Annotated in this window: 22 protein-coding genes and 2 tRNA genes; 19 read left to right on the top strand and 5 right to left on the bottom strand. The window is 51.8% G+C overall.

Annotated features, from left to right (window positions below):
* The first annotated feature begins 190 nt into the window (after positions 1–190).
* From lspA to ACI1P2_RS21860, 10 genes are all read left to right on the top strand, one after another.
* Complete coding sequence (lspA, locus tag ACI1P2_RS21905; protein WP_355322622.1) at positions 191–685, top strand: signal peptidase II; 495 nt, start codon at positions 191–193, stop codon at positions 683–685.
* Positions 678–1,643 carry an RluA family pseudouridine synthase gene (locus ACI1P2_RS21900; RefSeq protein WP_355322620.1) on the top strand — a complete coding sequence of 322 codons (966 nt, stop codon included), beginning with the start codon at positions 678–680 and terminating at the stop codon, positions 1,641–1,643. The genes lspA and ACI1P2_RS21900 overlap by 8 nt, the downstream gene beginning before the upstream one ends.
* Before the next feature lie 468 nt (positions 1,644–2,111).
* A complete protein-coding gene (gene pyrR / locus ACI1P2_RS21895; RefSeq protein WP_355322618.1) occupies positions 2,112–2,678 on the top strand; it encodes a bifunctional pyr operon transcriptional regulator/uracil phosphoribosyltransferase PyrR in 567 nt (188 codons plus the stop codon).
* The gene (locus ACI1P2_RS21890; RefSeq protein WP_355322616.1) at positions 2,675–3,592 is read left to right on the top strand and encodes an aspartate carbamoyltransferase catalytic subunit; all 918 of its coding nucleotides are present in this window, start codon (positions 2,675–2,677) and stop codon (positions 3,590–3,592) included. The genes pyrR and ACI1P2_RS21890 overlap by 4 nt, the downstream gene beginning before the upstream one ends.
* 50 nt (positions 3,593–3,642) lie before the next feature.
* Positions 3,643–4,962, top strand: coding sequence for a dihydroorotase (locus ACI1P2_RS21885; RefSeq protein ID WP_355322614.1), 1,320 nt, complete (start codon positions 3,643–3,645; stop codon positions 4,960–4,962).
* Between the two features lie 47 nt (positions 4,963–5,009).
* Entirely contained in the window at positions 5,010–6,146 is a 1,137-nt protein-coding gene (gene carA, locus ACI1P2_RS21880) for a glutamine-hydrolyzing carbamoyl-phosphate synthase small subunit (RefSeq protein ID WP_355322612.1), read from the top strand.
* A gap of 1 nt (position 6,147) precedes the next feature.
* Complete coding sequence (gene carB, locus ACI1P2_RS21875) at positions 6,148–9,366, top strand: carbamoyl-phosphate synthase large subunit (RefSeq protein ID WP_355322610.1); 3,219 nt, start codon at positions 6,148–6,150, stop codon at positions 9,364–9,366.
* Positions 9,367–9,478: 112 nt separating this feature from the next.
* Entirely contained in the window at positions 9,479–10,195 is a 717-nt protein-coding gene (gene pyrF, locus ACI1P2_RS21870; protein WP_355322797.1) for an orotidine-5'-phosphate decarboxylase, read from the top strand.
* Positions 10,192–10,836: an orotate phosphoribosyltransferase gene (pyrE, locus tag ACI1P2_RS21865; protein WP_355322608.1), complete on the top strand. Its 645-nt coding sequence runs from the start codon at positions 10,192–10,194 to the stop codon at positions 10,834–10,836. The genes pyrF and pyrE overlap by 4 nt, the downstream gene beginning before the upstream one ends.
* Before the next feature lie 132 nt (positions 10,837–10,968).
* The gene (locus ACI1P2_RS21860) at positions 10,969–11,133 is read left to right on the top strand and encodes a hypothetical protein (protein WP_408976300.1); all 165 of its coding nucleotides are present in this window, start codon (positions 10,969–10,971) and stop codon (positions 11,131–11,133) included.
* A gap of 194 nt (positions 11,134–11,327) precedes the next feature.
* Here ACI1P2_RS21860 and ACI1P2_RS21855 read toward each other — a convergent pair.
* Positions 11,328–11,401 (bottom strand) — tRNA-Ile (locus ACI1P2_RS21855).
* A gap of 179 nt (positions 11,402–11,580) precedes the next feature.
* Between ACI1P2_RS21855 and ACI1P2_RS21850 the strand changes: the two genes are divergently transcribed.
* Complete coding sequence (locus tag ACI1P2_RS21850; protein WP_355322607.1) at positions 11,581–11,904, top strand: YnfA family protein; 324 nt, start codon at positions 11,581–11,583, stop codon at positions 11,902–11,904.
* 73 nt (positions 11,905–11,977) lie between these two features.
* The gene (locus tag ACI1P2_RS21845; RefSeq protein WP_355322605.1) at positions 11,978–12,130 is read left to right on the top strand and encodes a hypothetical protein; all 153 of its coding nucleotides are present in this window, start codon (positions 11,978–11,980) and stop codon (positions 12,128–12,130) included.
* 217 nt (positions 12,131–12,347) lie between these two features.
* Here the strand turns inward: ACI1P2_RS21845 and ACI1P2_RS21840 are convergent, their stop codons facing one another.
* A complete protein-coding gene (locus ACI1P2_RS21840) occupies positions 12,348–12,557 on the bottom strand; it encodes a hypothetical protein (protein WP_355322603.1) in 210 nt (69 codons plus the stop codon).
* 135 nt (positions 12,558–12,692) lie between these two features.
* Positions 12,693–12,851 carry an asparagine synthase gene (locus ACI1P2_RS21835; RefSeq protein WP_355322601.1) on the bottom strand — a complete coding sequence of 53 codons (159 nt, stop codon included), beginning with the start codon at positions 12,849–12,851 and terminating at the stop codon, positions 12,693–12,695.
* 282 nt (positions 12,852–13,133) lie between these two features.
* Between ACI1P2_RS21835 and ACI1P2_RS21830 the strand changes: the two genes are divergently transcribed.
* From ACI1P2_RS21830 to ACI1P2_RS21815, 4 genes are all read left to right on the top strand, one after another.
* A tRNA-Leu gene (locus ACI1P2_RS21830) sits at positions 13,134–13,219 on the top strand.
* A 103-nt stretch (positions 13,220–13,322) separates the two neighbouring features.
* A complete protein-coding gene (locus tag ACI1P2_RS21825) occupies positions 13,323–13,991 on the top strand; it encodes a uracil-DNA glycosylase (protein ID WP_355322599.1) in 669 nt (222 codons plus the stop codon).
* A gap of 17 nt (positions 13,992–14,008) precedes the next feature.
* Entirely contained in the window at positions 14,009–14,419 is a 411-nt protein-coding gene (locus tag ACI1P2_RS21820; RefSeq protein ID WP_355322597.1) for a hypothetical protein, read from the top strand.
* A gap of 139 nt (positions 14,420–14,558) precedes the next feature.
* Positions 14,559–16,445, top strand: coding sequence for an Ig-like domain-containing protein (locus tag ACI1P2_RS21815; protein ID WP_355322595.1), 1,887 nt, complete (start codon positions 14,559–14,561; stop codon positions 16,443–16,445).
* 74 nt (positions 16,446–16,519) lie between these two features.
* Here the strand turns inward: ACI1P2_RS21815 and ACI1P2_RS21810 are convergent, their stop codons facing one another.
* On the bottom strand, positions 16,520–16,822 hold the full coding sequence (locus ACI1P2_RS21810) for a hypothetical protein (protein ID WP_355322593.1): 303 nt from the start codon (positions 16,820–16,822) through the stop codon (positions 16,520–16,522).
* A 576-nt stretch (positions 16,823–17,398) separates the two neighbouring features.
* Positions 17,399–17,587, bottom strand: coding sequence for a hypothetical protein (locus tag ACI1P2_RS21805; RefSeq protein ID WP_355322591.1), 189 nt, complete (start codon positions 17,585–17,587; stop codon positions 17,399–17,401).
* A 209-nt stretch (positions 17,588–17,796) separates the two neighbouring features.
* Between ACI1P2_RS21805 and ACI1P2_RS21800 the strand changes: the two genes are divergently transcribed.
* Genes ACI1P2_RS21800 through ACI1P2_RS21790 form a run of 3 tightly spaced genes read left to right on the top strand, consistent with a single transcriptional unit; the run spans position 17,797 to position 20,786 of the window.
* Positions 17,797–18,801 (top strand): FecCD family ABC transporter permease, encoded by a 1,005-nt coding sequence (locus tag ACI1P2_RS21800; RefSeq protein WP_355322589.1) that lies wholly within the window; start codon positions 17,797–17,799, stop codon positions 18,799–18,801.
* A complete protein-coding gene (locus ACI1P2_RS21795; RefSeq protein ID WP_355322587.1) occupies positions 18,802–19,821 on the top strand; it encodes a FecCD family ABC transporter permease in 1,020 nt (339 codons plus the stop codon).
* A 20-nt stretch (positions 19,822–19,841) separates the two neighbouring features.
* The gene (locus tag ACI1P2_RS21790) at positions 19,842–20,786 is read left to right on the top strand and encodes an ABC transporter substrate-binding protein (RefSeq protein ID WP_355322585.1); all 945 of its coding nucleotides are present in this window, start codon (positions 19,842–19,844) and stop codon (positions 20,784–20,786) included.
* Positions 20,787–21,076: the final 290 nt, after the last annotated feature.

Genomic DNA, 21,076 nt, shown 5'->3' with positions numbered 1-21,076 from the left:
ATCTCCTTTCAGAAATCGGACAATGGTCACGGCTGTACATAGGGTATGCCGCAGGCTTCCTTTTTAGAGGAGGGAATTTCTATCAAGGCTGGCGCACAGTGCCTTTCGTGGACGATGTTCCGGCCCTTATGCTACAATAAATGGGTCTGAATGAAGATAGTAACGGAATTATGGGATCGGAGTGACAACGGTGATTTATTATGTAGTGGCATTAATCGTATTTTTACTGGATCAAGGGACAAAATACCTGATTGCAACGAGGATGGAGCTGGGCGAAACCATTCCGGTCATCGGCAGCTTCTTTCAGATTACTTCACACCGAAATCAGGGCGCGGCATTTGGCATTCTGCAGGGACAGCGGGAGCTTTTCATTGTCATTACCGTGGTTGTGGTCATTGCGATCATCTGGTATTTGCGAAAGACAGTCCGCAACGGGCAGAAGCTGCTGCCGTTCGGTTTGAGCCTCGTGCTGGGCGGGGCCATCGGCAATTTCCTGGACCGGGCAATCGCCGGTGAAGTAGTGGATTTCGCGCGCTTCAACTTTGGCAGCTACACCTTTCCGATCTTTAATATAGCGGACTCCGCAATTGTGGTCGGGGTGGCGATTATCATACTGGATACTTTGCTGGATTCAAGACGACAAAAGGAAAGCCGTAGCATGGAAGGAACGGACGCGAATGAATGAGGAGTACAATCACAGCATTTCCGAAGATACGGACGAGAACGAGGGCGGGGATCTGCTGGAATGGACGGTGGATGCGGCAGCGGTCAAAACCCGCATCGATAAATATTTGGCCGACAGGATGACCGATGTGTCCAGATCACAGATTCAGCTGTGGATTGGAGACGGGCGGGTGCTGGTGAATGGAGCGTCGGTGAAGGCCAACTACAAGCTGCTGGAAAATGACCGTATTGAGCTGAGCATACCTGAGCCGGAAGGTGTGGAAATTGTTCCGGAGAATATACCGCTCGATGTGGTATACGAGGATTCGGACGTCATCGTGGTTAATAAACCGCGTGGACTGGTAGTGCATCCCGCTCCCGGACATGCTTCCGGCACACTGGTGAATGCGCTGATGTACCATTGTCGCGACCTGTCTGGTATCAATGGCGAGCTGCGGCCGGGAATTGTGCACCGTATTGACAAGGACACTTCCGGGCTGCTGATGGCCGCCAAAAATGACAAGGCTCATGCTTCGCTGGCCGCCCAGCTCAAGGAGCATAGCGTAACACGCAGGTATATCGCGCTCGTACACGGCAATTTAAGCCATGACCAGGGCACGGTGGATGCACCGATTGGCCGTGATCCGGGCGACCGCAAAATGTTTACGGTCACGGACCGCAACAGCAAGCATGCCGTTACCCATTTTCACGTACTCGAAAGGTTCGGAGATTACACGCTGCTCGAGCTTAAGCTGGAGACCGGACGGACACACCAGATTCGGGTTCATATGAAATTTATCGGACACCCGCTCGTCGGCGATCCGATGTATGGCCGCAGTAAAGGCATCCGCATGGACGGACAGGCGTTGCATGCTGCAATACTGGGTTTTGTTCACCCGGCTACAGGTGAATACCTCGAATTCAGCGTACCGCTCCCGCAGGATATGGAGGACGTGCTGGCCTCCCTGCGCAGCAGATAATATACAGCTTATATTTATGTTAATATTATGTAAGTGTTGAACAAGACCGCCTGTTAAGGCGGTTTTTTTGTGCTTGTAAGCAGCCTATAAAAATAAGCATGGATAAATATGCAGATATATTGTATAATTATTAAAAAGCTTCCGGTCCCCGGCAGGCAAAGGTGTTGACAGTGAAAATTCTTTCTGTCATAATTTCGTGTAGATGCGATGAAATTTATCACACGAAATGTGATGATGAAGGAAATCTGAATAGCACCTTTAAATCAGTCCCGTGAGGCTGGCAAGGTAACGTGAATGGATCACTGAAGTGCTTCCGCTGCGGCGGTATGCCCTCAGTGTGTTCGAATGAGATCAGACGACAGCAGCAGATTGTCGATCGGGACTCCTTGCCAACTTGGGCAAGGAGTCTTTTTTGTATCCGTCACGGGACCAGATCTGAAGGGAACATAACCTGAGGAGGCTGGGAGCATGAGCAGCAACGAAATGCATGTACTGATGGATGAGCTGGCGATCCGCCGCGCTTTGACCCGGATAGCGCATGAAATACTGGAGAAAAACAAAGGCATCAACGGTTGTGTGCTGGTGGGAATCCGCACGCGCGGAGTGTTTCTGGCCAAGCGGCTGGCAGCCAAAATTGAAGAAATCGAAGGCACCCCGATCCCTTGGGGCGAGCTTGACGTAACCCCTTATCGCGATGACCGCGGAGCTTCAGCAAGCGAGGATCGCAGCAAGCAGCTTGTCATGACCCCGACGGATGTATCGGTGCATGACAAAAAGGTCATTTTGTTCGACGATGTACTATACACAGGACGGACGATCCGTGCGGCAATGGATGCGTTAATGGATTGCGGCCGGCCGCAGATGATTCAGCTAGCGGTACTAGCAGACCGGGGGCACCGGGAACTTCCGATCCGCCCCGACTATATAGGTAAAAATATCCCCACCTCGAAAACGGAAGAAATCGTGGTCGCCTTGAAAGAAGCGGACGGCAAGGACGAAGTGACGATCATTCAGAACCGGGGGGAGCAGGCATGACAACAGCAGCAGCCAGTAAATTGAAGGACCGCAGCCTGCTTGGGCTTAAAGATTTGAGCCGCAGCGAAATTGAAGCGATTCTCGATCGCGCGGCATACTGGGAGTCCCAGCCGCAGAAGCTCGTGCCTGTCCTGCAATCCCGTTTCGCAGCCAATATGTTTTTCGAAAACAGCACACGCACACGATTCTCCTTCGAAATGGCGCAGAAGCGTCTCGGGGCACAGGTGCTTAACTTTGCCGCAGCGGCATCCAGTGTAGCAAAGGGAGAGTCCATCTACGATACGGTGAGAACACTCGAATCGATGGGCATTGATGCCGGGGTCATCCGGCTCAAACCGGCGGGAGTGCTGGAGCAGCTTGCGGAAAAGGTTAATGTGCCGCTTGTGAACGCGGGGGACGGCAACAATGAGCACCCGACACAGGCGCTGCTCGATCTGTACACGATGCGCAAATCGTTCGGAGAACTGAAAGGGCTGCGCGTATCCATCATCGGCGATGTGCTTCACAGCCGGGTGGCGCGCTCTAATCTGTGGGCCCTGCAAAAGTTCGGAGCACAGGTGAGCTTCTGCGCCCCGCCGAATATGCAGGCACCGGAACTGGCGGAGCACGCTCCGTATGTAACCATGGAAGAAGCGCTGCAGGCGGATGTCGTCATGATGCTGCGTGTACAGCTGGAGCGGCACGCGGAAGGCATGCTGAAGTCGGCGGAGAATTACCGTGAGCACTACGGGCTTACAGAGGAGAGAGCCTCCAAATTGGCTCCGGGCACGATTATCATGCATCCTGCACCGATCAACCGGAATGTGGAGATTGATGATGCAGTCGTGGAGAGCGGGCAATCGCGGATCTTCCCGCAAATGGCTAACGGCGTTCCCATCCGCATGGCGGTTATGGAACGTGCGATGAAGCTGTAAGCAGGCCGGATGAGGAAGCAAACTACCTGAAGCGGAGGAGAAAAAACAAAATGGCCCAGTTGATTACAAATGCAAGCGTACTGAACGAGCAGGGGGAGCTTGAGCGTAAATCCATCCTGATTATAGATGGCAAGATTTCGGCAATTGTGGATGCGGATGCCGGTTTAAGCATTCTGGTTGAAGCCGGAACACCGATGGATGAACGAAAGGTTGAAACGATTGACGCCCAGGGCAAGCTGGTCATTCCTGGATTGATTGACATGCACGTTCACCTCAGAGAGCCGGGCTTTGAACATAAAGAGACAATCGAAACCGGCAGCAGATCAGCAGTGAAAGGCGGGTTTACCACGATTGCCTGCATGCCAAATACGCGTCCGGTGACCGACAATCCGGAAACGGTACAGCTGGTGCTGAATAAAGCTGCCGAGGCGGGACTGGCCAAAGTCCTGCCTTATGCGGCCATCACCAAAGGCGAGCTCGGACGGGAGCTGACGGATTTCGAAGCGTTGAAAGCAGTCGGAGCCGTCGGCTTTACGGATGATGGTGTCGGCGTGCAGAGCGCACAGATGATGAAGGACGCCATGTTCAAGGCGGCTGCTCTTGGAATGCCGGTGATTGCGCATTGCGAAGACAACACCCTGGTTGAAGGAGCGCCGGTGGCAGAAGGCGAATTTGCAAGACGCCACGGACTGAAAGGCATTCCGAACGAATCGGAGGCCATTCATGTCGGCAGGGACATCCTGCTGGCTGAAGCGACAGGTGTGCATTACCATGTATGCCATGTCAGCACAGAGCAATCCATTCGCTTGATCCGTCAGGCAAAAGAGATTGGAATCAACGTTACCGCCGAGGTGTGCCCTCACCATCTGTTGTTGTCCGAGGAAGATATTCCGGGGCTTGACGCCAACTGGAAAATGAATCCTCCCCTCCGTTCGACACGGGATGTGCAGGCCTGCATTGAGGCGCTGCAGGACGGAACCATCGACATCATTGTCACGGATCATGCACCGCACAGTGAGGAGGAAAAGGCGAAAGGCATGCAGCTGGCGCCGTTTGGCATCGTAGGCTTTGAAACAGCCTTCCCGCTGCTGTATACCCGGTTCGTGGCCACCGGAGTATGGACACTGGATTTTCTGGTGAAACGCATGACTTCAGATCCGGCCAGAGTATTCGGTCTGGATGCCGGGGTCCTGGAAGAGGGAACGCCTGCTGATCTGACCATGATCGACCTCGAAAGCGAGCAGGTGGTTGACCCTCTGACCTTTGAATCCAAAGGCCGCAACACTCCTTTTACAGGCTGGAAGCTGAAGGGCTGGCCGGTGAAGACCTGGGTGGACGGGCGGCTCGTATGGAGCGCAAACGTACAATAACGAAACGACATTGATCTATAAAGACATAATTGAGGAGTGAGAACGGGATGCAGGCAAGATTATTGCTTCAAGACGGTACGCTGTTCACCGGCAAGGCATTCGGCGCGGATGGTGAAAAAACGGGTGAAGTCGTATTTAATACAGGGATTACAGGCTATCAAGAGGTGCTGACAGATCCGTCATACTGCGGCCAGATTGTCACGATGACGTATCCGCTGATCGGCAACTACGGAATTACACGTGACGACTTTGAATCCGTGCGTCCTTACGTGCACGGCTTTGCGGTTCGCCGTTACGAGCCGGTACCAAGCAACTGGCGGGCACAGTACAGCGTGGATGATCTGCTGAAGGAATACGGCATCGTCGGCATCAGCGATATCGATACCCGCATGCTCACCCGCATGATCCGTCATCATGGTACGATGAAGGGCATTCTTACAACCTCCTCCAAACCGGTGGAAGAACTGATGGAAATGATGAACGATACAACGATTGCCGAGCTGCGCAATCAGGTGCCGATGACCTCGACGCGCCACGTATATAACAGCCCGGGAAGCAAAGAACGGATCGTGCTGATTGACTACGGCGCCAAGAGCGGCATTTTGCGTGAGCTCAACAAGCGTGATTGCGACGTGGTGATCGTACCGCATGATACGACAGCGGACGAAATCCGCAGGCTCAATCCGGACGGAATTCAGCTTTCGAACGGTCCCGGCGACCCGAAAGACGTTCCGCATGCGGTGAAAACCATCGTCGAGCTGCTTGGTGAATATCCGATGTTCGGCATCTGCCTGGGTCATCAGCTGTTCGCACTGGCCACCGGCGCAGACACCGAGAAGCTGAAATTCGGCCATCGCGGAGGCAACCATCCCGTGAAGGAGCTGGAAAGCGGGCGCTGCTTCATCACTTCGCAGAACCATGGCTACACGGTCAACGAAGAGTCCGTGCACGGTACGGACCTGGAAGTGACCCATATCAACAATAACGATAAGACCATTGAAGGTCTCAAACATAAGAAGTATCCTGCGTTCTCGGTGCAATACCATCCTGAAGCGGCGCCAGGTCCGCAAGACAACAGCTATCTGTTCGACCGCTTCCTTGAGATGATCCGGGAGCACAAACAAAACCATCCGAAGCAGCCGCGCCAGGTCGTTATCGCAGCTGCCGGGAAAGGAGTCCGCTAATATGCCGAAGCATAAAGACCTCAAGAAAATACTGGTGATCGGTTCCGGACCGATCGTCATCGGCCAGGCGGCTGAATTCGATTATGCCGGTACCCAGGCATGCCAGGCGCTCAAGGAAGAAGGCGTGGAAGTCATCCTGATCAACAGCAACCCGGCAACCATCATGACGGACACCAATATGGCGGATAAGGTATACATCGAGCCGATTACGCTGGAATTCGTGACACAAATCATCCGTCAGGAGCGTCCGGACGGCCTGCTGCCAACCCTCGGAGGGCAAACGGGCCTGAACATGGCGGTGGAGCTGGCGCGAGCGGGCGTCCTGGAAAGCGAGAACGTGAAGCTGCTCGGCACTCAGCTCAGCTCCATCGAAAAAGCGGAGGACCGCGATCTGTTCCGTGAGCTTATGCGCGAGCTGGAGCAGCCTGTACCGGAAAGCACGATCGTGACCACCATGCAGGAAGCTCTGGATTTTGCAGGAGAAATCGGCTACCCGATCATTGTGCGCCCGGCTTATACGCTTGGTGGTACAGGTGGCGGTATCTGTGCGACGGAAGAAGAGCTGCGCGAAACGGTGGCCTCCGGCCTTCGTTACAGCCCGATCAGCCAATGTCTGATCGAAAAAAGCATTGCCGGCATGAAGGAAGTCGAATACGAGGTTATGCGCGACGGCAACGACAACTGTATCGTTGTGTGCAACATGGAAAACTTTGACCCGGTTGGCGTTCACACCGGAGACAGCATCGTAGTGGCACCAAGCCAGACGCTGTCTGACCGTGAGTACCAGATGCTGCGCTCGGCATCGCTGAAAATTATCCGCGCGCTCAACATTGAGGGCGGCTGCAACGTGCAGTTCGCGCTGGACCCATACAGCTATCAATACTATGTTATTGAAGTCAATCCGCGCGTAAGCCGTTCGTCGGCGCTGGCTTCCAAGGCAACCGGTTATCCGATCGCCAAGATGGCCGCTAAAATCGCGCTTGGTTATACGCTGGACGAAATCGTCAACCCGGTTACGGGGCAAACGTATGCCTGCTTTGAGCCGACGCTTGACTATATCGTAAGCAAAATTCCGCGCTGGCCGTTCGACAAATTTACGTCAGCCAACCGCAAGCTTGGCACGCAAATGAAAGCTACCGGCGAGGTTATGGCGATCGGCCGGACTTTTGAGGAATCCATCCACAAGGCGGTCAGATCACTGGAAATCGGCGTACACCGCATTTATCTGAAAGGCGCCGAAGATCTCTCTGATGAAGTGCTGAAGAGCCGGCTTGTTAAAGCGGATGATGAACGCATATTCCTCATTGCCGAGGCCTTCCGCCGTGGGTACAGCCAACAGGAGATTCAGGATTTGACGAAGGTGGACTGGTGGTTCCTGGACAAAATTGAAGGCATCGTCGGCTTCGAAAGCCGTATGGCAGCAGAGCCGGAGCTGACTTATGAGACTCTGTATCAAGCCAAGCGTCTCGGTTTTACGGACCGGTCGATTGCGGAAGTGCGCGCGTCCGGCCAATTGGGCGGACACTGTACTACGGAAGTGGAAGTCCGTGAATTCCGTCTGAGCTATAATTTGCGTCCTGTCTATAAAATGGTGGACACCTGCGCTGCAGAATTCGAGGCGACCACGCCATATTATTACTCGACCTACGAAACAGAGAACGAGGTTTCCGAGACCCGCAAAGAGAAGGTTGTCGTACTGGGTTCCGGGCCAATCCGGATCGGTCAGGGGATCGAGTTCGACTACTCGACGGTGCACGCGGTATGGGCGATTCAGAAAGCCGGCTATGAAGCGGTGATCATTAACAATAACCCTGAGACAGTGTCCACAGATTTCAATACGTCCGACCGTCTCTACTTCGAGCCGCTCTTCTTCGAGGATGTCATGAACGTCATCGAGCAGGAAAAGCCGATCGGTGTCATCGTGCAGTTCGGCGGTCAAACGGCGATCAACCTGGCGGCACCGCTGAGCGCCGCAGGGGTAAAAATCCTTGGTACGGATCTGGCCAGCATTGACGAAGCGGAAGACCGCAAAAAGTTCGAAGCGCTGCTGTCCCGTCTCCGCATCGCACAGCCGCAGGGCAGCACGGTGACTTCGGTTGATGAAGCGGTCGGAACCGCGCAGGGACTGGGTTATCCGGTGCTTGTGCGTCCTTCATACGTGCTCGGCGGACGCGCGATGGAAATTGTATACTCGGACGACGAGCTGCTCAGCTACATGAAGGAAGCCGTTAAAATCAATCCGGAGCATCCGGTGCTGATCGACCGCTACATGCTTGGCAAAGAGGTCGAAGTGGACGCCATCTGCGACGGGGAAACGGTTCTCGTCCCTGGCATCATGGAGCATGTCGAACGTGCAGGGGTTCACTCCGGCGACTCGATCGCGGTCTATCCTCCGCAGCATCTGGACGAAAGCCTGAAGCAAAAGATCGTGGATATCACCATCAGCATCGCCAAAGAGCTGAAAACGATCGGACTGGTGAACATCCAGTTTGTTATCCATAACGGCGAAGTATACGTCATCGAAGTGAATCCGCGCTCTTCCCGGACGGTGCCGTTCCTGAGTAAGGTGACCAACATTCCGATGGCGAATATTGCCACCCAGGCCATTCTTGGCGCGAAGCTGAAGGATATGGGATATGAAGACGGACTCTGGCCGGAAAGCGATCATGTATCGGTCAAGGTGCCGGTATTCTCCTTCGCGAAGCTGCGTCGTGTGGAGCCGACGCTGGGACCTGAAATGAAATCTACGGGCGAAGTGATGGGCCGTGATGTGAAATATGCGAAGGCTCTCTATAAAGGCCTTGTCGGTGCAGGTATGAAAATCCCGTCTACAGGAGCCATTATCGCCACCGTATCCGACAAGGATAAAGTGGAAGCGGTAGAGCTGCTGCGCGGATTTTACAAGCTGGGTTACAAAATCATTGCTACTGGAGGTACTGCGACGGCACTTGAGCAGGCCGGCATTCCAGTAACGATTGTGAACAAGCTGAGCGAAGGTACGCCAAACATTCTGGATCTGATTCGCACAGGCGAAGCCAACTTCGTATTCAATACACTGACCAAAGGCAAGACCCCTGAGCGGGACGGCTTCCGTATCCGCCGTGAAGCGGTAGAGAACGGAGTGGTGTGCATGACGTCCCTGGATACGGTTCGTGCGCTGCTGGGCATGTTGGAGACGCTGAACTTCTCCTCCGAAGCCATGCCGGCACTGAGCCGCTAACCTTCGGCAGCATCATCAAAAATTTTGGAAAGGACATCTGACAGCTCAAGGCTGAAGGATGTCCTTTATCACGGACGGGAGATGTGAGGCAGTGACGACATTACCGCAGAGTATGGCTGAGCGCCTGATGATTGCATTGGATTTTCCGGATGCGGACAAGGCGCGTAAGCTGGTGAAAAGCCTGCAGGGCATTCCCTGCTATATGAAGGTGGGCATGCAGCTTTTTTACGCAGCGGGTCCTGATTTTGTACGCGAGCTTAAGGATAAAGGCTATTCCGTTTTCCTTGACCTGAAAATGCACGATATTCCAAATACAGTGCGTGGTGGAGCCGGCAGCATTACGCGGCTAGGTGTTGACATGTTCAACGTTCACGCAGCCGGAGGTTCCGCCATGATGCGCGCGGCCAGAGAAGGAGCACAAGAGGCCGTGGAAGCAAGTTCATCCTTGCTGCTGCCGCAGATCATTGCCGTGACCCAATTGACAAGCACGGATCAGCGTACGATGAATGAAGAAATTGGCATCGCGGGTGCTGTGGAGGACACGGTTGTAAGATATGCCCGGCTGGCACAGGAAGCGGGGCTGCACGGTGTCGTCGCTTCTCCGCTTGAAGTGCAGGCCATCGGGGCCGCCTGCGGACCGGATTTCCGGACAGTCACGCCGGGTATTCGCCCGGCCGGCAGCTCTGTCGGGGATCAGGCGCGTATTTTGACGCCAGGACAAGCTATTGCAGGCGGCAGCAGTTATATTGTAGTAGGACGCCCGATTACGGAAGCAGCGGACCCGAGAACGGCCGCCGAGCAAATTATTGAGGAGATGATGAAGGCATGACAATATCATTGGCACAAATCCCTGAGCAAATTGCAACACATCTGCTGCGCATCAAGGCGGTGGCCTTGCGGCCGCAGCAGCCTTTTACCTGGACATCGGGCATCAAATCGCCGATTTACTGCGACAATCGGCTTACAATGAGCTACCCGGAGGTGCGTGAGCTTATTGCGGATGCTTTCGCTGCGGTGATCCGTGAGCGCTATCCGGAGGCAGAGGTCATTGCCGGGACGGCTACAGCCGGTATTCCGCATGCGGCCTGGGTAGCGCAAAAGCTGAATCTTCCCATGGCTTACGTGCGTGATAAAGCGAAGGGACACGGCAAAGAGAACCAGATTGAAGGACTGATCCGGGAAGGACAGAAGGTCATCGTCATTGAGGACTTGATCTCCACAGGAGGCAGCTCTATCAAGGCGGCAAAAGCGGTAGAGCAGGCAGGCGCAACTCCGCTGGCCGTGCTGGCCATTTTCAGCTACCAGCTGGATAAGGCGACCCAGGCCTTCGCCGAGGCTGGCGTCAAGCTGGAGAGCCTGTCCAATTATTCATCTCTTATGGACGTCGCCCTTCGCGAGGGTGCCATCCAGGAAAGCGAGCTTGAACTGCTCCGTTCCTGGAGACAGGATCCCGCTTCCTTTGGCCAATAAAAAAATATACTGGTCATTATTCCAGCCCGGCGGCCGCCGGGCTGTTTCTACTGCCTGGGGATACCCATGTACTAATTGCGCAGGAAAAGGGTACACTAAAAGCACGAAACTGACTTGGAAAGAGGGAGAGCCATGAGGTGGGTGTATTTCGGAAAATTGTATACAACCAAATTTCAGGCGGGATGCCTCGCCAAACGGCTTGAGGAAGACGGCTGGATTTACGGCTATCATGATCCAAGAGCTGTTGAAGTGTATCAATCGAGAAAAGGGCGTTATGGTGTAAAATTCATTTTATAGGGTTTAAGAAGTGCAATGTGCAGCCGGAATCCCTGCTGCAGGGGTTCCGGGTAAAACCTCCCGGCATAACCTTCCTGAAATCGCAAGAAAAACAACTAAATGCGGTCTGTCTTCTGTGAAAGTACATCGATGGACGTTTTTCTTGCAAAAAAAGAAAAACCTCTGCATAACATGCAAAGATTTTTCTCTAAATATGGGCCCTGAGGGACTCGAACCCCCGACCAATCGGTTATGAGCCGACCGCTCTAACCAACTGAGCTAAGGGCCCCAAGTATGACTTACCGACTACAGAATAAAGTAAACAGCGACATTGATTAATATACAATATTGTCTATTACTCCGTCAAGTGATTTTTTTTGGGAATGTAAAATTCGTAAAGCGTGTTTTTTGGGCCGGTGTACATGTCCCCCTTTTTTGCGGTACACTTGTCTTCAAAGGAGGGGACATATGATAAAAGCCATATTTATATTTCTGCTGGCCGGAATTGCTGAAATTGGCGGAGGCTATCTGATTTGGAAATGGCTCCGCGAAGGCCGGGCATGGTATTTGGGACTGGCCGGAGGCATTGCTCTTGTACTCTATGGCATCGTTGCCACGTTTCAGGTGTTTTCTTCCTTTGGAAGAGTATATGCGGCATATGGCGGCGTATTCATTGTGCTATCTATAGGCTGGGCGTGGCTTGTTGATAAAAAAGTCCCGGATTCTTATGATCTGTGGGGAGCCTTGATATGCCTTGTGGGAGTTGCAGTGATGCTTGTCCCGAGAACATAATTTTTCAAAATGTGACTTTGGCTCTACATAATTACCCCTTAAATGTCGACATAGATCATAAGGAGGGGTTCTGATGAACTGGAATGAACTGAAGCTGTTGGCAAAGCTGAAGGAGGCGCGCCCTCAAGGAGAGGGCAGATTTGCGACCGGCATTCTTTGGGGAACACTCATTAGCATTATACTCTGGATTTCGATTATCGGCTGGATTATGATCATTTTCAAATAAACCGTCAGTCCGCCTATACATAAACTGAATATCCATCAGGGAAAGAGCCGCTGAGCTAAAAAGCTGAGCGGCTTTTTTGAATTATAAGCTTCTTCGTTAATTGCAAGAAGATTTTCTTAATCGCAAGTAAAACTTCCTCTAAACGTAAAAGTTCAATCTGTTTTCTAAGCATAATCTGTTTTCCTCTGAAAGTACGTCCATAACGGAGCTCGCGGAATCAGCGCTGCTGTTCTTCTCCGTCTTTGCCGCTGTTTATGCCGGTAAAATCGTCTCTGAGCTTGTCCAGAGCTTTACCTACCGCTTCATCAATCATATCGGTAGCCGCGGGTCTTTGTGGATCCATGTCCGGCAGACAGTCAAAGCCCGGCTCGGTCTTCTCCAGATCATATTTGGATTGGGATGCTCCTTTCGGCTTGTTCGCAGTCATTCTGTTCACCTCATTTATATAAAGGGTTTTACATGTAAGAGCGTAAAACCTGGCTCTTCTTTTTCTGAACCATCCGCTGAATGATGAATCATTAGTGCCGGAGGACGGAGTCATCCTCCGGATGTTTTCAAACGTTTACCGATGTTCGAACAAATCGATGGTGCCGAGCACCATATGGGCAAGTCCGAATCCCAGGATGCCGCTGGCGGCCAGTTTGTATCTGCTTCCCAGCAAAGCTGCTCCTGAAGCTGTAACGACAGTTCCAAGTACGGCAGGTACCAACCCTTCACGCATTCGTAACACCCCTTGTGGTATAGTTTGAAAGACGTTTTTAGTGTACGCATACTTTAAGGGCTCCATCCGGTAAACAGATAAATTTTTTGGCGCCTGCGCCATAATTCTTTCGGTTAAATTTTTTTTGTAAATTATACTTTACAAATCGCGAAAAAAAGCGTAATATATCCAAGTGACCCTAACGAACGGGTTTTTCATCGCACGAGGCGAATTTCGATCTAACGAATGCTTAGATCCTCGGAATGTTGCGAATAATAAAACGCTGAAAAAAGCGGTTGATAAGCCGGGGTGGCGGAATTGGCAGACGCACAGGACTTAAAATCCTGCGGTAGGTGACTACCGTACCGGTTCGAGCCCGGTCCTCGGCATTAACACAGTAATTAACAGAAATAGGCTGGCTCCGGATCAAGGAGTCGGCCTATTTTCATCTTTGGAGAAGTTGGAGATTTTTTCATCTGGGAGGGGAAACGGGTGTTTGGCAACGACTGGGATGAAGCGCTCAAGGAGGAGCTGGAGAAAGCTTATTTTAATGATTTAAGATACAAGCTTGCGAGGGAATATAAACAGTACGAGGTCTATCCACCCAAGGAGGATCTGTTCTCGGCGCTCAAGCTGACTTCGTACAGCGGGACGAAAGCCGTCATTCTCGGGCAGGACCCGTACCACGGGCCTGGACAAGCCCACGGATTAAGCTTTTCCGTCAGACCGGGGGTAAGAGTGCCGCCGTCTTTGCAAAATATTTATAAAGAGCTGCACAGTGATCTCGGAGTGTCTGTTCCTAATCACGGTTATTTGGTGCATTGGGCGGAAGAAGGGGTGCTGATGCTGAATAACGTGCTGACAGTACGGCGCGGCCAGCCGCAATCCCATCAGGGGATCGGATGGGAGCGGTTTACGGATACGGTCGTTGAGGAGCTTAACCAACGGTCTCAGCCTGCTGTTTTTATACTGTGGGGAAGCCATGCGCAGAAGAAAGGCGCATTTATCGACAAAAATAAGCATCTGGTGATCGAATCGAGCCATCCCAGCCCTTTTGCCGCACACAGAGGCTTTTTTGGAAGCAGACCTTTTTCACGCACGAATGCGTTTTTGACAGAACATGGTATGCAGCCGATTGATTGGGCCATACCGAATCACTGACATCCGGAGGTGACGGCATGCGACAATGGATTGGACGTCAGGTCATTGTGCACTATGAGAATGATGGAATGATGCAGGTGCGGGGAACCGTGGAACGAATGAATTATACGGACAAAAGCCTGATCCTCGGCCCCGGAATGCAGACGATTCCTTTCGACAGGATCAGTATCATTCAGCCTTTACATACAGACAGCAGGAACCGTTCCCGCACGAAGCTGCATTCCGTAGGCTACATCATGTCAGACATGCTGCAGTTTGACAATGCCGTATATTTTCAATCCGCCGTCACGGTCTGGCAGGGAGAACGGCTCATTGCCTATCATTCGAGCGTCCGGAGCCATGACCGGGATTTTGTCATAATCGCTGACGGACAAAAATTAAGCAAGAAAGACTATACATTTGTAGTCCGCTCTTTACGCGGTTGTTGAAAATATGCTCATTTATGAATTTTTAATGGTAATTTAAACCTAATTTTTATAAAAGTCTTCAAAAAAGCATGCTTCCTTCCGATAATAAATGTTGGGATTTTTATCCTAATTCAGTGAAAGATGAAAAGGAGAGAAGTGCATGGAAGCTGCAGGCAGGCGATGTGCCTATTTACTCGCTGCACTGCTGCTGTTTCTGACCGTCTATCCGGCGGGGGTTATCCGCGCGGCGGGAACGGATTCGGCGGCATTGGAGTGGAGCAGTCAGGTGCCGGATGAATGGATTGCAGGGGGAGAGGCGGTCCAGTTAAAAATTGCGGCTGTCGACAATTCGGCTAACAAGACGGATGTTACGGCCGAGGCTGAATGGACGTCCAGCAATAACGGGGTTGCCAAGGTGGAGAATGGGCTGATTACACCACTCTCCGAAGGAACGGCCAGAATCACCGTTTACTGGAACAGCGAAACGCTGGCGCTCAACATTAAGGTCAAAGCCCGCTATACAAAGCTGACATTGGAGCCTTCCAGTAAAATTGATCTGCTGACTGGGGGTCAAGGGGAACAATTGAAGGTGACAGGCTTGCTGGCATCAGGCAAGACGGAGACTCCTTCAGGAGTAAGCTGGAGCTCATCCGATACATCGGTGGCAACGGTGGAGAACGGTCTGGTCAAGCCTGTTGCAAAAGGTGTGGCATACATAGCAGCTCGTGCAGACGGGCTCAGCACCCGGATTACGGTGTACGTACGTTCGTCATCACAGGCGCTTTTATTAAGTGAAACGGGAAGCCTATCCCTGTTCCTGGGCGGATCCTCGCAAAAACTGAAAGCGACGGACGTCTCCCTTACCGGAGCGAAAACGGATGTAACGAATAAGGCGGAATGGAGCAGCTCCGACCCGCTTGTACTGTCAGTAGATGAAGGGGTTATCACCCCAAAGGCAGCCGGTAAGTCAACGGTAAAGGTATCCTACAATGGATACAGCAAAAGTGTTAAGGTAACCGTGCTGCCAACCATTGACCGTCTTGTAGCGAGCAAAACGAGCTTGCCGATCATTATGGGCAGCAAAACGACCCTTCCAAGTGTCTCCGCTTATTTGGTGGATGGCTCCAAACGGAGTGTGACTTCTGACGTTACCTGGTCAGTCGGCAACACAGCTGTGGCCAAGCTGGAGAACGGCAAGCTGGTCGCTGCTGCTCCGGGAACAACGAATCTGACGGCCTTCGCCAGCGGGAAGCAGGTGCAAATCCCGGTGACCGTTCAGTATAAAGTGACCAAGCTTACGGTTTCACAGGCCAAATATACGCTGACTGCAGGGCAGGAAACTTCTCTGCCGACCGTCAAGGCCCAGCTTGCCAACGGGTCCTCCAAGGATATCAGCGATGAAGTATCGTGGGTCGCTTCCAACGCAAAAGTAACCGTTCAAAATGGCAAGATCAAAGCGGTCAGCAAGGGGACTGCAACGGTCAAGGCGATGTATATGGGGAAATACGTGAAGGCTTCTGTAAAAGTGGAGCCTGTCATTCAGAGCCTCTCGTCCAGTACGGCCAATGTGGAGCTGAATCTGAAGAAGAGCAAGGGAATTAAAGTGACCGGCGTATTTACAGACGGCTCATCAGCCAATCTGACCAAAAGCATGAAGTGGACGACGTCCAACGCAGGGGTAGCGACTATAAAAGGCTCCACGATCAAGGCTGTCGGCTTCGGTACCGCCACGCTGACGGGGACATACCAGGACAAGAGTGTGCAGATTCAGGTGACCGTGTCCACCAAGCTGGAGAAGCTGGTCATCAGTAGTAAACAAGTGAATCTTGCTCCTGGAGCAAGCCAGAGGCTGACGGTGACGGCGAAGTATGATAATGGGAGCAGCAAAAATGTAACCGATGCGGCCACTTGGACTTCAAGCAAAACGGGCGTCGCTACGGTAAGCGGCGGTAATGTTCAAGCGGTTGCCAAGGGCAGCTCCACGGTAAAAGCTTCCTACAGCGGGAAGTATGTAACCGCTCCTGTTAAAGTCAGTGCGGCCAAGTAGAAATGATAAGCATACTGTTTTAAGGTAAAAAAATAAAGCCCATGGCGTATATGGCCAGGGCTTTTTCTTTTATATTATTCTACACCATCCTTGAAATGGTTGTTCCAGTGCTTGTCGCCTTTATGCATAAAATCTTCGACTGTTTTTTCCAATGTCAACACAAGCTGTTTTTTAATATCGTTGATCGTCTCGCGGAACAGTGCCTCTTCCTGGCCGTTGATTTTTTCTCCGTACAGTGCCTGGGAAGCTACGAACAGGCGGTGCTGCTCAACAAATTGATCAATGGATTCCAACGCATGCTCGACATAATGAGAAATGCTTTGATGTTCACAGGGAAGCAAAGATTTTAATTCCTGCACTTTTATAATGTTTGTCATCATTCTTCACCTTCCAGCCGAATTGTTATGTAAATAATTATACATCGTTTTCGAGAATTTTTCATCACTAAAATTGATTTTTGTGATGTTTTTCATTTCCAGCTGGAAAGTATGACGGATCTTAAGCCTTGCATCTCTGCTTGTTTCGCTGTAAAAAGGGATGGGAATAGAAAAGGTGAAAAATCTTGGTGCTGCAAAGCGCGGAAGGTTGGATAAGGGCATTCCTGAACAGGATGCCCGCAGCATACAACAATAGCTTCAGCAGAGCGGTATAATGATGAAAATAGTCTGCGGGAGCGAGAAACGATACCGCCCGCTCTGTGTTCCAAAAGCATCAAGCTTACAATTGGCCAAGCATTCCGTAATGATATGTGCTGTTTTATTTATTGTTATGGGCTAATGGCATTTTGGGGAAAGATGCATGTTATAATAACGGAAAGCTTAGGAAAGGTTGCCTGGTGACATGAAGCTGTTTAAAGGTTTGTTCTGGGGGATATGCATTAGCCTGGTGCTTTGGTGCGCCCTTATCGGGCTGATTTGGTGGCTTCAGCATTAACGGACATTCCCGGAACACCTCTAGACAATCACTCTTGTGACTTTCTCGACATCTCTTACGGATACGGTATGCACGCTTTTATCATCATACAGATTGAAGGCTGAGGCGTCCGGCAGAAGCTTGGGCCATCCCAGCAGGATGCTTCCGTCAAGCAGTTTGACGATGACAGCTTGCGGTTTCTCCAAGGCTTTTTTTATTTCATCATTCATAAAATTTGAATCCTCCTTATATTCTATTTTTCGTCGGCTTGCTCCTAATAGTTTATAGGTATATGCCTAAAAAATTAAAATTTAAAATTGCTCCTACCTTATTAATTTGCAAAAAAATGATTGTTAAGTTGTTTAATATAGTGTAATATTTATAATCGTCAAATGATAATGATTATCAATATTAATAGGAGGGCTGGCTTGCATAACCAATGATCCGGAGCAAATTTTACATAACCCTCTTATGGTTTTTATTTTCCTGCGCAGTATTGGCGATAACCATACTGGCCGCCGTGTCATTCGGAGCCAAGGAAGCGGATTTGGCTGCGGTGTGGTCGGCTGTGTTTTTTTATGATCCGTCGATAACGCTTCATACTGTTATTCATGATCTGCGGCTCCCGCGCGTCCTCGGGGCAGCAATCACGGGCGCGGCTTTTGCCACTGCCGGTGCGCTGATGCAGGGAGTGACACGGAATCCGCTGGCAGACACGGGGGTACTGGGCATAAATGCGGGCGCGGCCTGTGCCGTTGCGCTCAGCTTTGCGCTGGTTCCGGGTATCTCTTACTCCATGCTGATGAGTATATCCTTTGTAGGAGCAGCGCTCAGCACGCTGTTGATTATGCTGCTCGCTTTATCAACGAAGGGCGGGCTTACGTCTCTGAGGCTGACGATTGCGGGCTCTGTCGTCGCCGCAATGCTGCATTCCTTGAGTACCGGTATTGCGATCTACTTTGATCTGAGTCAGGATTTGGCCTTCTGGTATGCAGGAGGAGTCGCAGGTGTCAGATGGGAGCATCTCCGCATACTTGTTCCGCTAGTTGCTCTAACTCTGCTGTTTTCCTGTGTGATCAGCAGGCAGGTCAACTTTTTGTCGCTGGGCGAGGAGACAGCTGCCAATTTAGGCGTCAAAATCGGCAGGGTGAGGTTTATGGCCTTGGCGGCGGTTATTGTTCTGGCAGGGGCTTCTGTATCTGTCGTAGGCTCTATCAGCTTCATTGGGCTTGTCGTGCCTCATATGGTGCGCCGGTTTGTCGGTGTAGATTATCGGCTGCTGGTGCCAATGTCAGGCTTATGGGGGGCGATTCTGCTCATCTGGGCCGATTTTGCGTCACGAATGGTCAATCCGCCTAGAGAATTTGCCATTGGCGCCATGGTCGCCGTTGTCGGAGTTCCTTTCTTCCTGTATCTGGCCCGGCAGGAAAGGAGGGAGCTGTAGATGAGGCGGGTGGAAAAAAGAAGAACCATTAGGGCGGTGGTTGTGTGCCTTATCCTCCTGCTGGTCGCTTTGATTGTCATCATCATCAGCTTGAACACAGGGACGATCCGGATTGCCCCCATGGAAGTGTTTCATGTGCTGTTTGGCGGAGGGACGGAGACAGATCAGCTGGTGCTGTTCGAGTACAGGCTGCCGCGCATTCTCGTTACGATGCTGGCCGGGATCGGGCTGGGCACGGCTGGAGCAGTGCTGCAAGGGATCTCGCGCAACTCTCTGGCAGACCCGGGCATTCTGGGTCTAAATGCGGGAGCTGCATTCGGCCTGATTGTGTTTGTTTCCTTCTTCAGAACGATGGAAGGCCCAGTCGCCCTGCTCATTCCGATCTTCACCTTTGCTACCGGCATGCTTACAGCCGTGGTGATCATGCTGCTGGCCTACGACCGGTTCAAGGGCCTGGTCCCGATACGCTTGCTCCTTGTAGGGATAGCCATCGAGGCTGGTATCAGCGCCCTCACCTTGTTCCTGTCGTTAAGACTGGACGAGGATACCTATTCTTTCACTGCGCGTTGGCTGGCTGGCAGTGTATGGGGGAGAGATTGGGTTCATGTCTTGGCCTTGCTTCCCTGGATCGCAATTCTGGTGCCACTCTGTTATGCCCGGTCGCGAACGCTTGATCTGTTCACACTGGGGGATGAAATGGCATCAGGAATAGGCAGCCGTGTCAATCGAAGCCGTATCGTGCTGCTGATGATGGCGGTTGCCGTTTCCTGCGCCAGCGTGGCCATGACGGGAAGCATCGGCTTTATTGGGCTGATCGCCCCCCACATCGCCAGACGGCTCGCCGGACCGCGGCATGCCAATTTCCTTCCGGCTTCCGCCTTGACAGGGCTTGTTATTCTGGTTACCGCCGATACGGTGGGTCGTTCCATCTTCACGCCAAACGCCGTTCCGGCCGGAGTCGTTGTAGCCGCCATCGGTGGACCTTATTTCTTATACTTACTTCTTAAGACCAAATCATAATACCGGAGGAACTCAAAGATATGAAAAAAATGCTGCTGACCTTTCTCGGTCTAACTTTAATCCTGCTGCTGTCCGCGTGCGGCCAATCAGGACAGTTGCAAAATTCCAGCAATGGTGATGCTGCAGGCTCAAGCGCCGCTGCCGGAACGGAGACGGAAACCCATTCTGCAGACGCCGTTATTGCTTCTCTTTCCATCCATGTTACGAATAATCTGCTTGCGCTCGGCATTAAGCCAGCCGGCTCTGTCGTAGGCGGAGATGTGAAGGATTTCTTGCCGCATGTGGCGGACATGCTGCAGGGCACCGCCAAGCTGGGAGTCGCTTCAGATCCTGATATGGAGTCCGTGCTGGCGCTTAAGCCTGACGTCATCTATGTGGATAAAGAATTTGGTGGCAAGGATCTGGCCGATTATGAAAAAATCGCTCCTACCATCAGCATTGATATGGACTCGGGCACATGGCGCGACCATCTGAACCGGATTGCGAAGATTGTGGGCAAGGAAGCGGAAGCGAAGGCTTTTATCGAGGAGTATGACAAGAAAGCGCAAGAGGTAAGCCAGCTGATCCACAGCGAGCTTGGGGCAAACGCCAAGGTGATGGCGATCCGGATGACACCGAAGGAACTGCGCGTCATGGGTATGAAGCGTCCGGTAGGCCCTATTATGTATGACGATCTTAAATTGACTCCTCCGGATCAAGTAAAACAAATCACGGACGAGCCTTACCAGGTAATTTCGCAGGAAGTGCTGCCAGATTATGATGCTGACGCCATTTTTGTCATCATCAGCAAGGGTGAAGAAGCGAAAACAAAATTTGCAGAGCTTGAGAAAAACCCGGTGTGGAAAACGCTCAAGGCGGTCAAAAATAATCATGTCTACATCCTGGACGGACAAAAATGGCTTGATTATTCCTCGCTCGGCCATCGCATGGCGCTGGATGACGCCGAAAAGCTGTTCACGAAATAAGGCTCAACCCAAAAATCGGTGTTTGACTAACGGGTAGGCCTCGAATGACTAATCGATCTGAACATTTTCTAGGTTAACGGTTATCACCGAGCTTATTAGGGCGAAAAAGTGAAGGTTTCATTTTTAATGGTTGTTGGCGCGCTTATTTGGTCGAAATTGTTCCTTGAACGCCGAAAAGCGGGAAATAGGCTCGCCGGCAAACGTCCCTCGTATTTAAGGTGTTTTCTCACGAATGCTCACTCATTCGCAGGATTTTACTGCCTTGAAAAGCGAAGAGATGAGCGGAGACC

Source organism: Paenibacillus jiangxiensis, from assembly GCF_046098255.1.
GTDB lineage: Bacteria > Bacillota > Bacilli > Paenibacillales > Paenibacillaceae > Paenibacillus > Paenibacillus jiagnxiensis.
Note: the sequence above shows the minus strand (reverse complement) of the source record. Positions and strands in the feature narration are given on the sequence as shown.

Excerpts from the sequence above, each read along its gene's own strand:
- ACI1P2_RS21890 (WP_355322616.1), top strand. The coding sequence starts at position 2,675 with ATGACAACAGCAGCAGCCAGTAAATTGAAGGACCGCAGCCTGCTTGGG.
- ACI1P2_RS21795 (WP_355322587.1), top strand. The coding sequence starts at position 18,802 with ATGAGGCGGGTGGAAAAAAGAAGAACCATTAGGGCGGTGGTTGTGTGC.
- ACI1P2_RS21900 (WP_355322620.1), top strand. The coding sequence starts at position 678 with ATGAATGAGGAGTACAATCACAGCATTTCCGAAGATACGGACGAGAAC.
- ACI1P2_RS21790 (WP_355322585.1), top strand. The coding sequence starts at position 19,842 with ATGAAAAAAATGCTGCTGACCTTTCTCGGTCTAACTTTAATCCTGCTG.
- ACI1P2_RS21845 (WP_355322605.1), top strand. The coding sequence starts at position 11,978 with ATGAACTGGAATGAACTGAAGCTGTTGGCAAAGCTGAAGGAGGCGCGC.
- carB (WP_355322610.1), top strand. The coding sequence starts at position 6,148 with ATGCCGAAGCATAAAGACCTCAAGAAAATACTGGTGATCGGTTCCGGA.
- ACI1P2_RS21840 (WP_355322603.1), bottom strand. The coding sequence starts at position 12,557 with ATGACTGCGAACAAGCCGAAAGGAGCATCCCAATCCAAATATGATCTG.
- ACI1P2_RS21860 (WP_408976300.1), top strand. The coding sequence starts at position 10,969 with ATGAGGTGGGTGTATTTCGGAAAATTGTATACAACCAAATTTCAGGCG.
- ACI1P2_RS21810 (WP_355322593.1), bottom strand. The coding sequence starts at position 16,822 with ATGACAAACATTATAAAAGTGCAGGAATTAAAATCTTTGCTTCCCTGT.
- ACI1P2_RS21885 (WP_355322614.1), top strand. The coding sequence starts at position 3,643 with ATGGCCCAGTTGATTACAAATGCAAGCGTACTGAACGAGCAGGGGGAG.
- ACI1P2_RS21805 (WP_355322591.1), bottom strand. The coding sequence starts at position 17,587 with ATGAATGATGAAATAAAAAAAGCCTTGGAGAAACCGCAAGCTGTCATC.
- carA (WP_355322612.1), top strand. The coding sequence starts at position 5,010 with ATGCAGGCAAGATTATTGCTTCAAGACGGTACGCTGTTCACCGGCAAG.
- ACI1P2_RS21835 (WP_355322601.1), bottom strand. The coding sequence starts at position 12,851 with ATGCGTGAAGGGTTGGTACCTGCCGTACTTGGAACTGTCGTTACAGCT.
- pyrR (WP_355322618.1), top strand. The coding sequence starts at position 2,112 with ATGAGCAGCAACGAAATGCATGTACTGATGGATGAGCTGGCGATCCGC.
- ACI1P2_RS21850 (WP_355322607.1), top strand. The coding sequence starts at position 11,581 with ATGATAAAAGCCATATTTATATTTCTGCTGGCCGGAATTGCTGAAATT.
- ACI1P2_RS21815 (WP_355322595.1), top strand. The coding sequence starts at position 14,559 with ATGGAAGCTGCAGGCAGGCGATGTGCCTATTTACTCGCTGCACTGCTG.
- ACI1P2_RS21800 (WP_355322589.1), top strand. The coding sequence starts at position 17,797 with ATGATCCGGAGCAAATTTTACATAACCCTCTTATGGTTTTTATTTTCC.
- pyrF (WP_355322797.1), top strand. The coding sequence starts at position 9,479 with ATGGCTGAGCGCCTGATGATTGCATTGGATTTTCCGGATGCGGACAAG.
- ACI1P2_RS21820 (WP_355322597.1), top strand. The coding sequence starts at position 14,009 with ATGCGACAATGGATTGGACGTCAGGTCATTGTGCACTATGAGAATGAT.
- pyrE (WP_355322608.1), top strand. The coding sequence starts at position 10,192 with ATGACAATATCATTGGCACAAATCCCTGAGCAAATTGCAACACATCTG.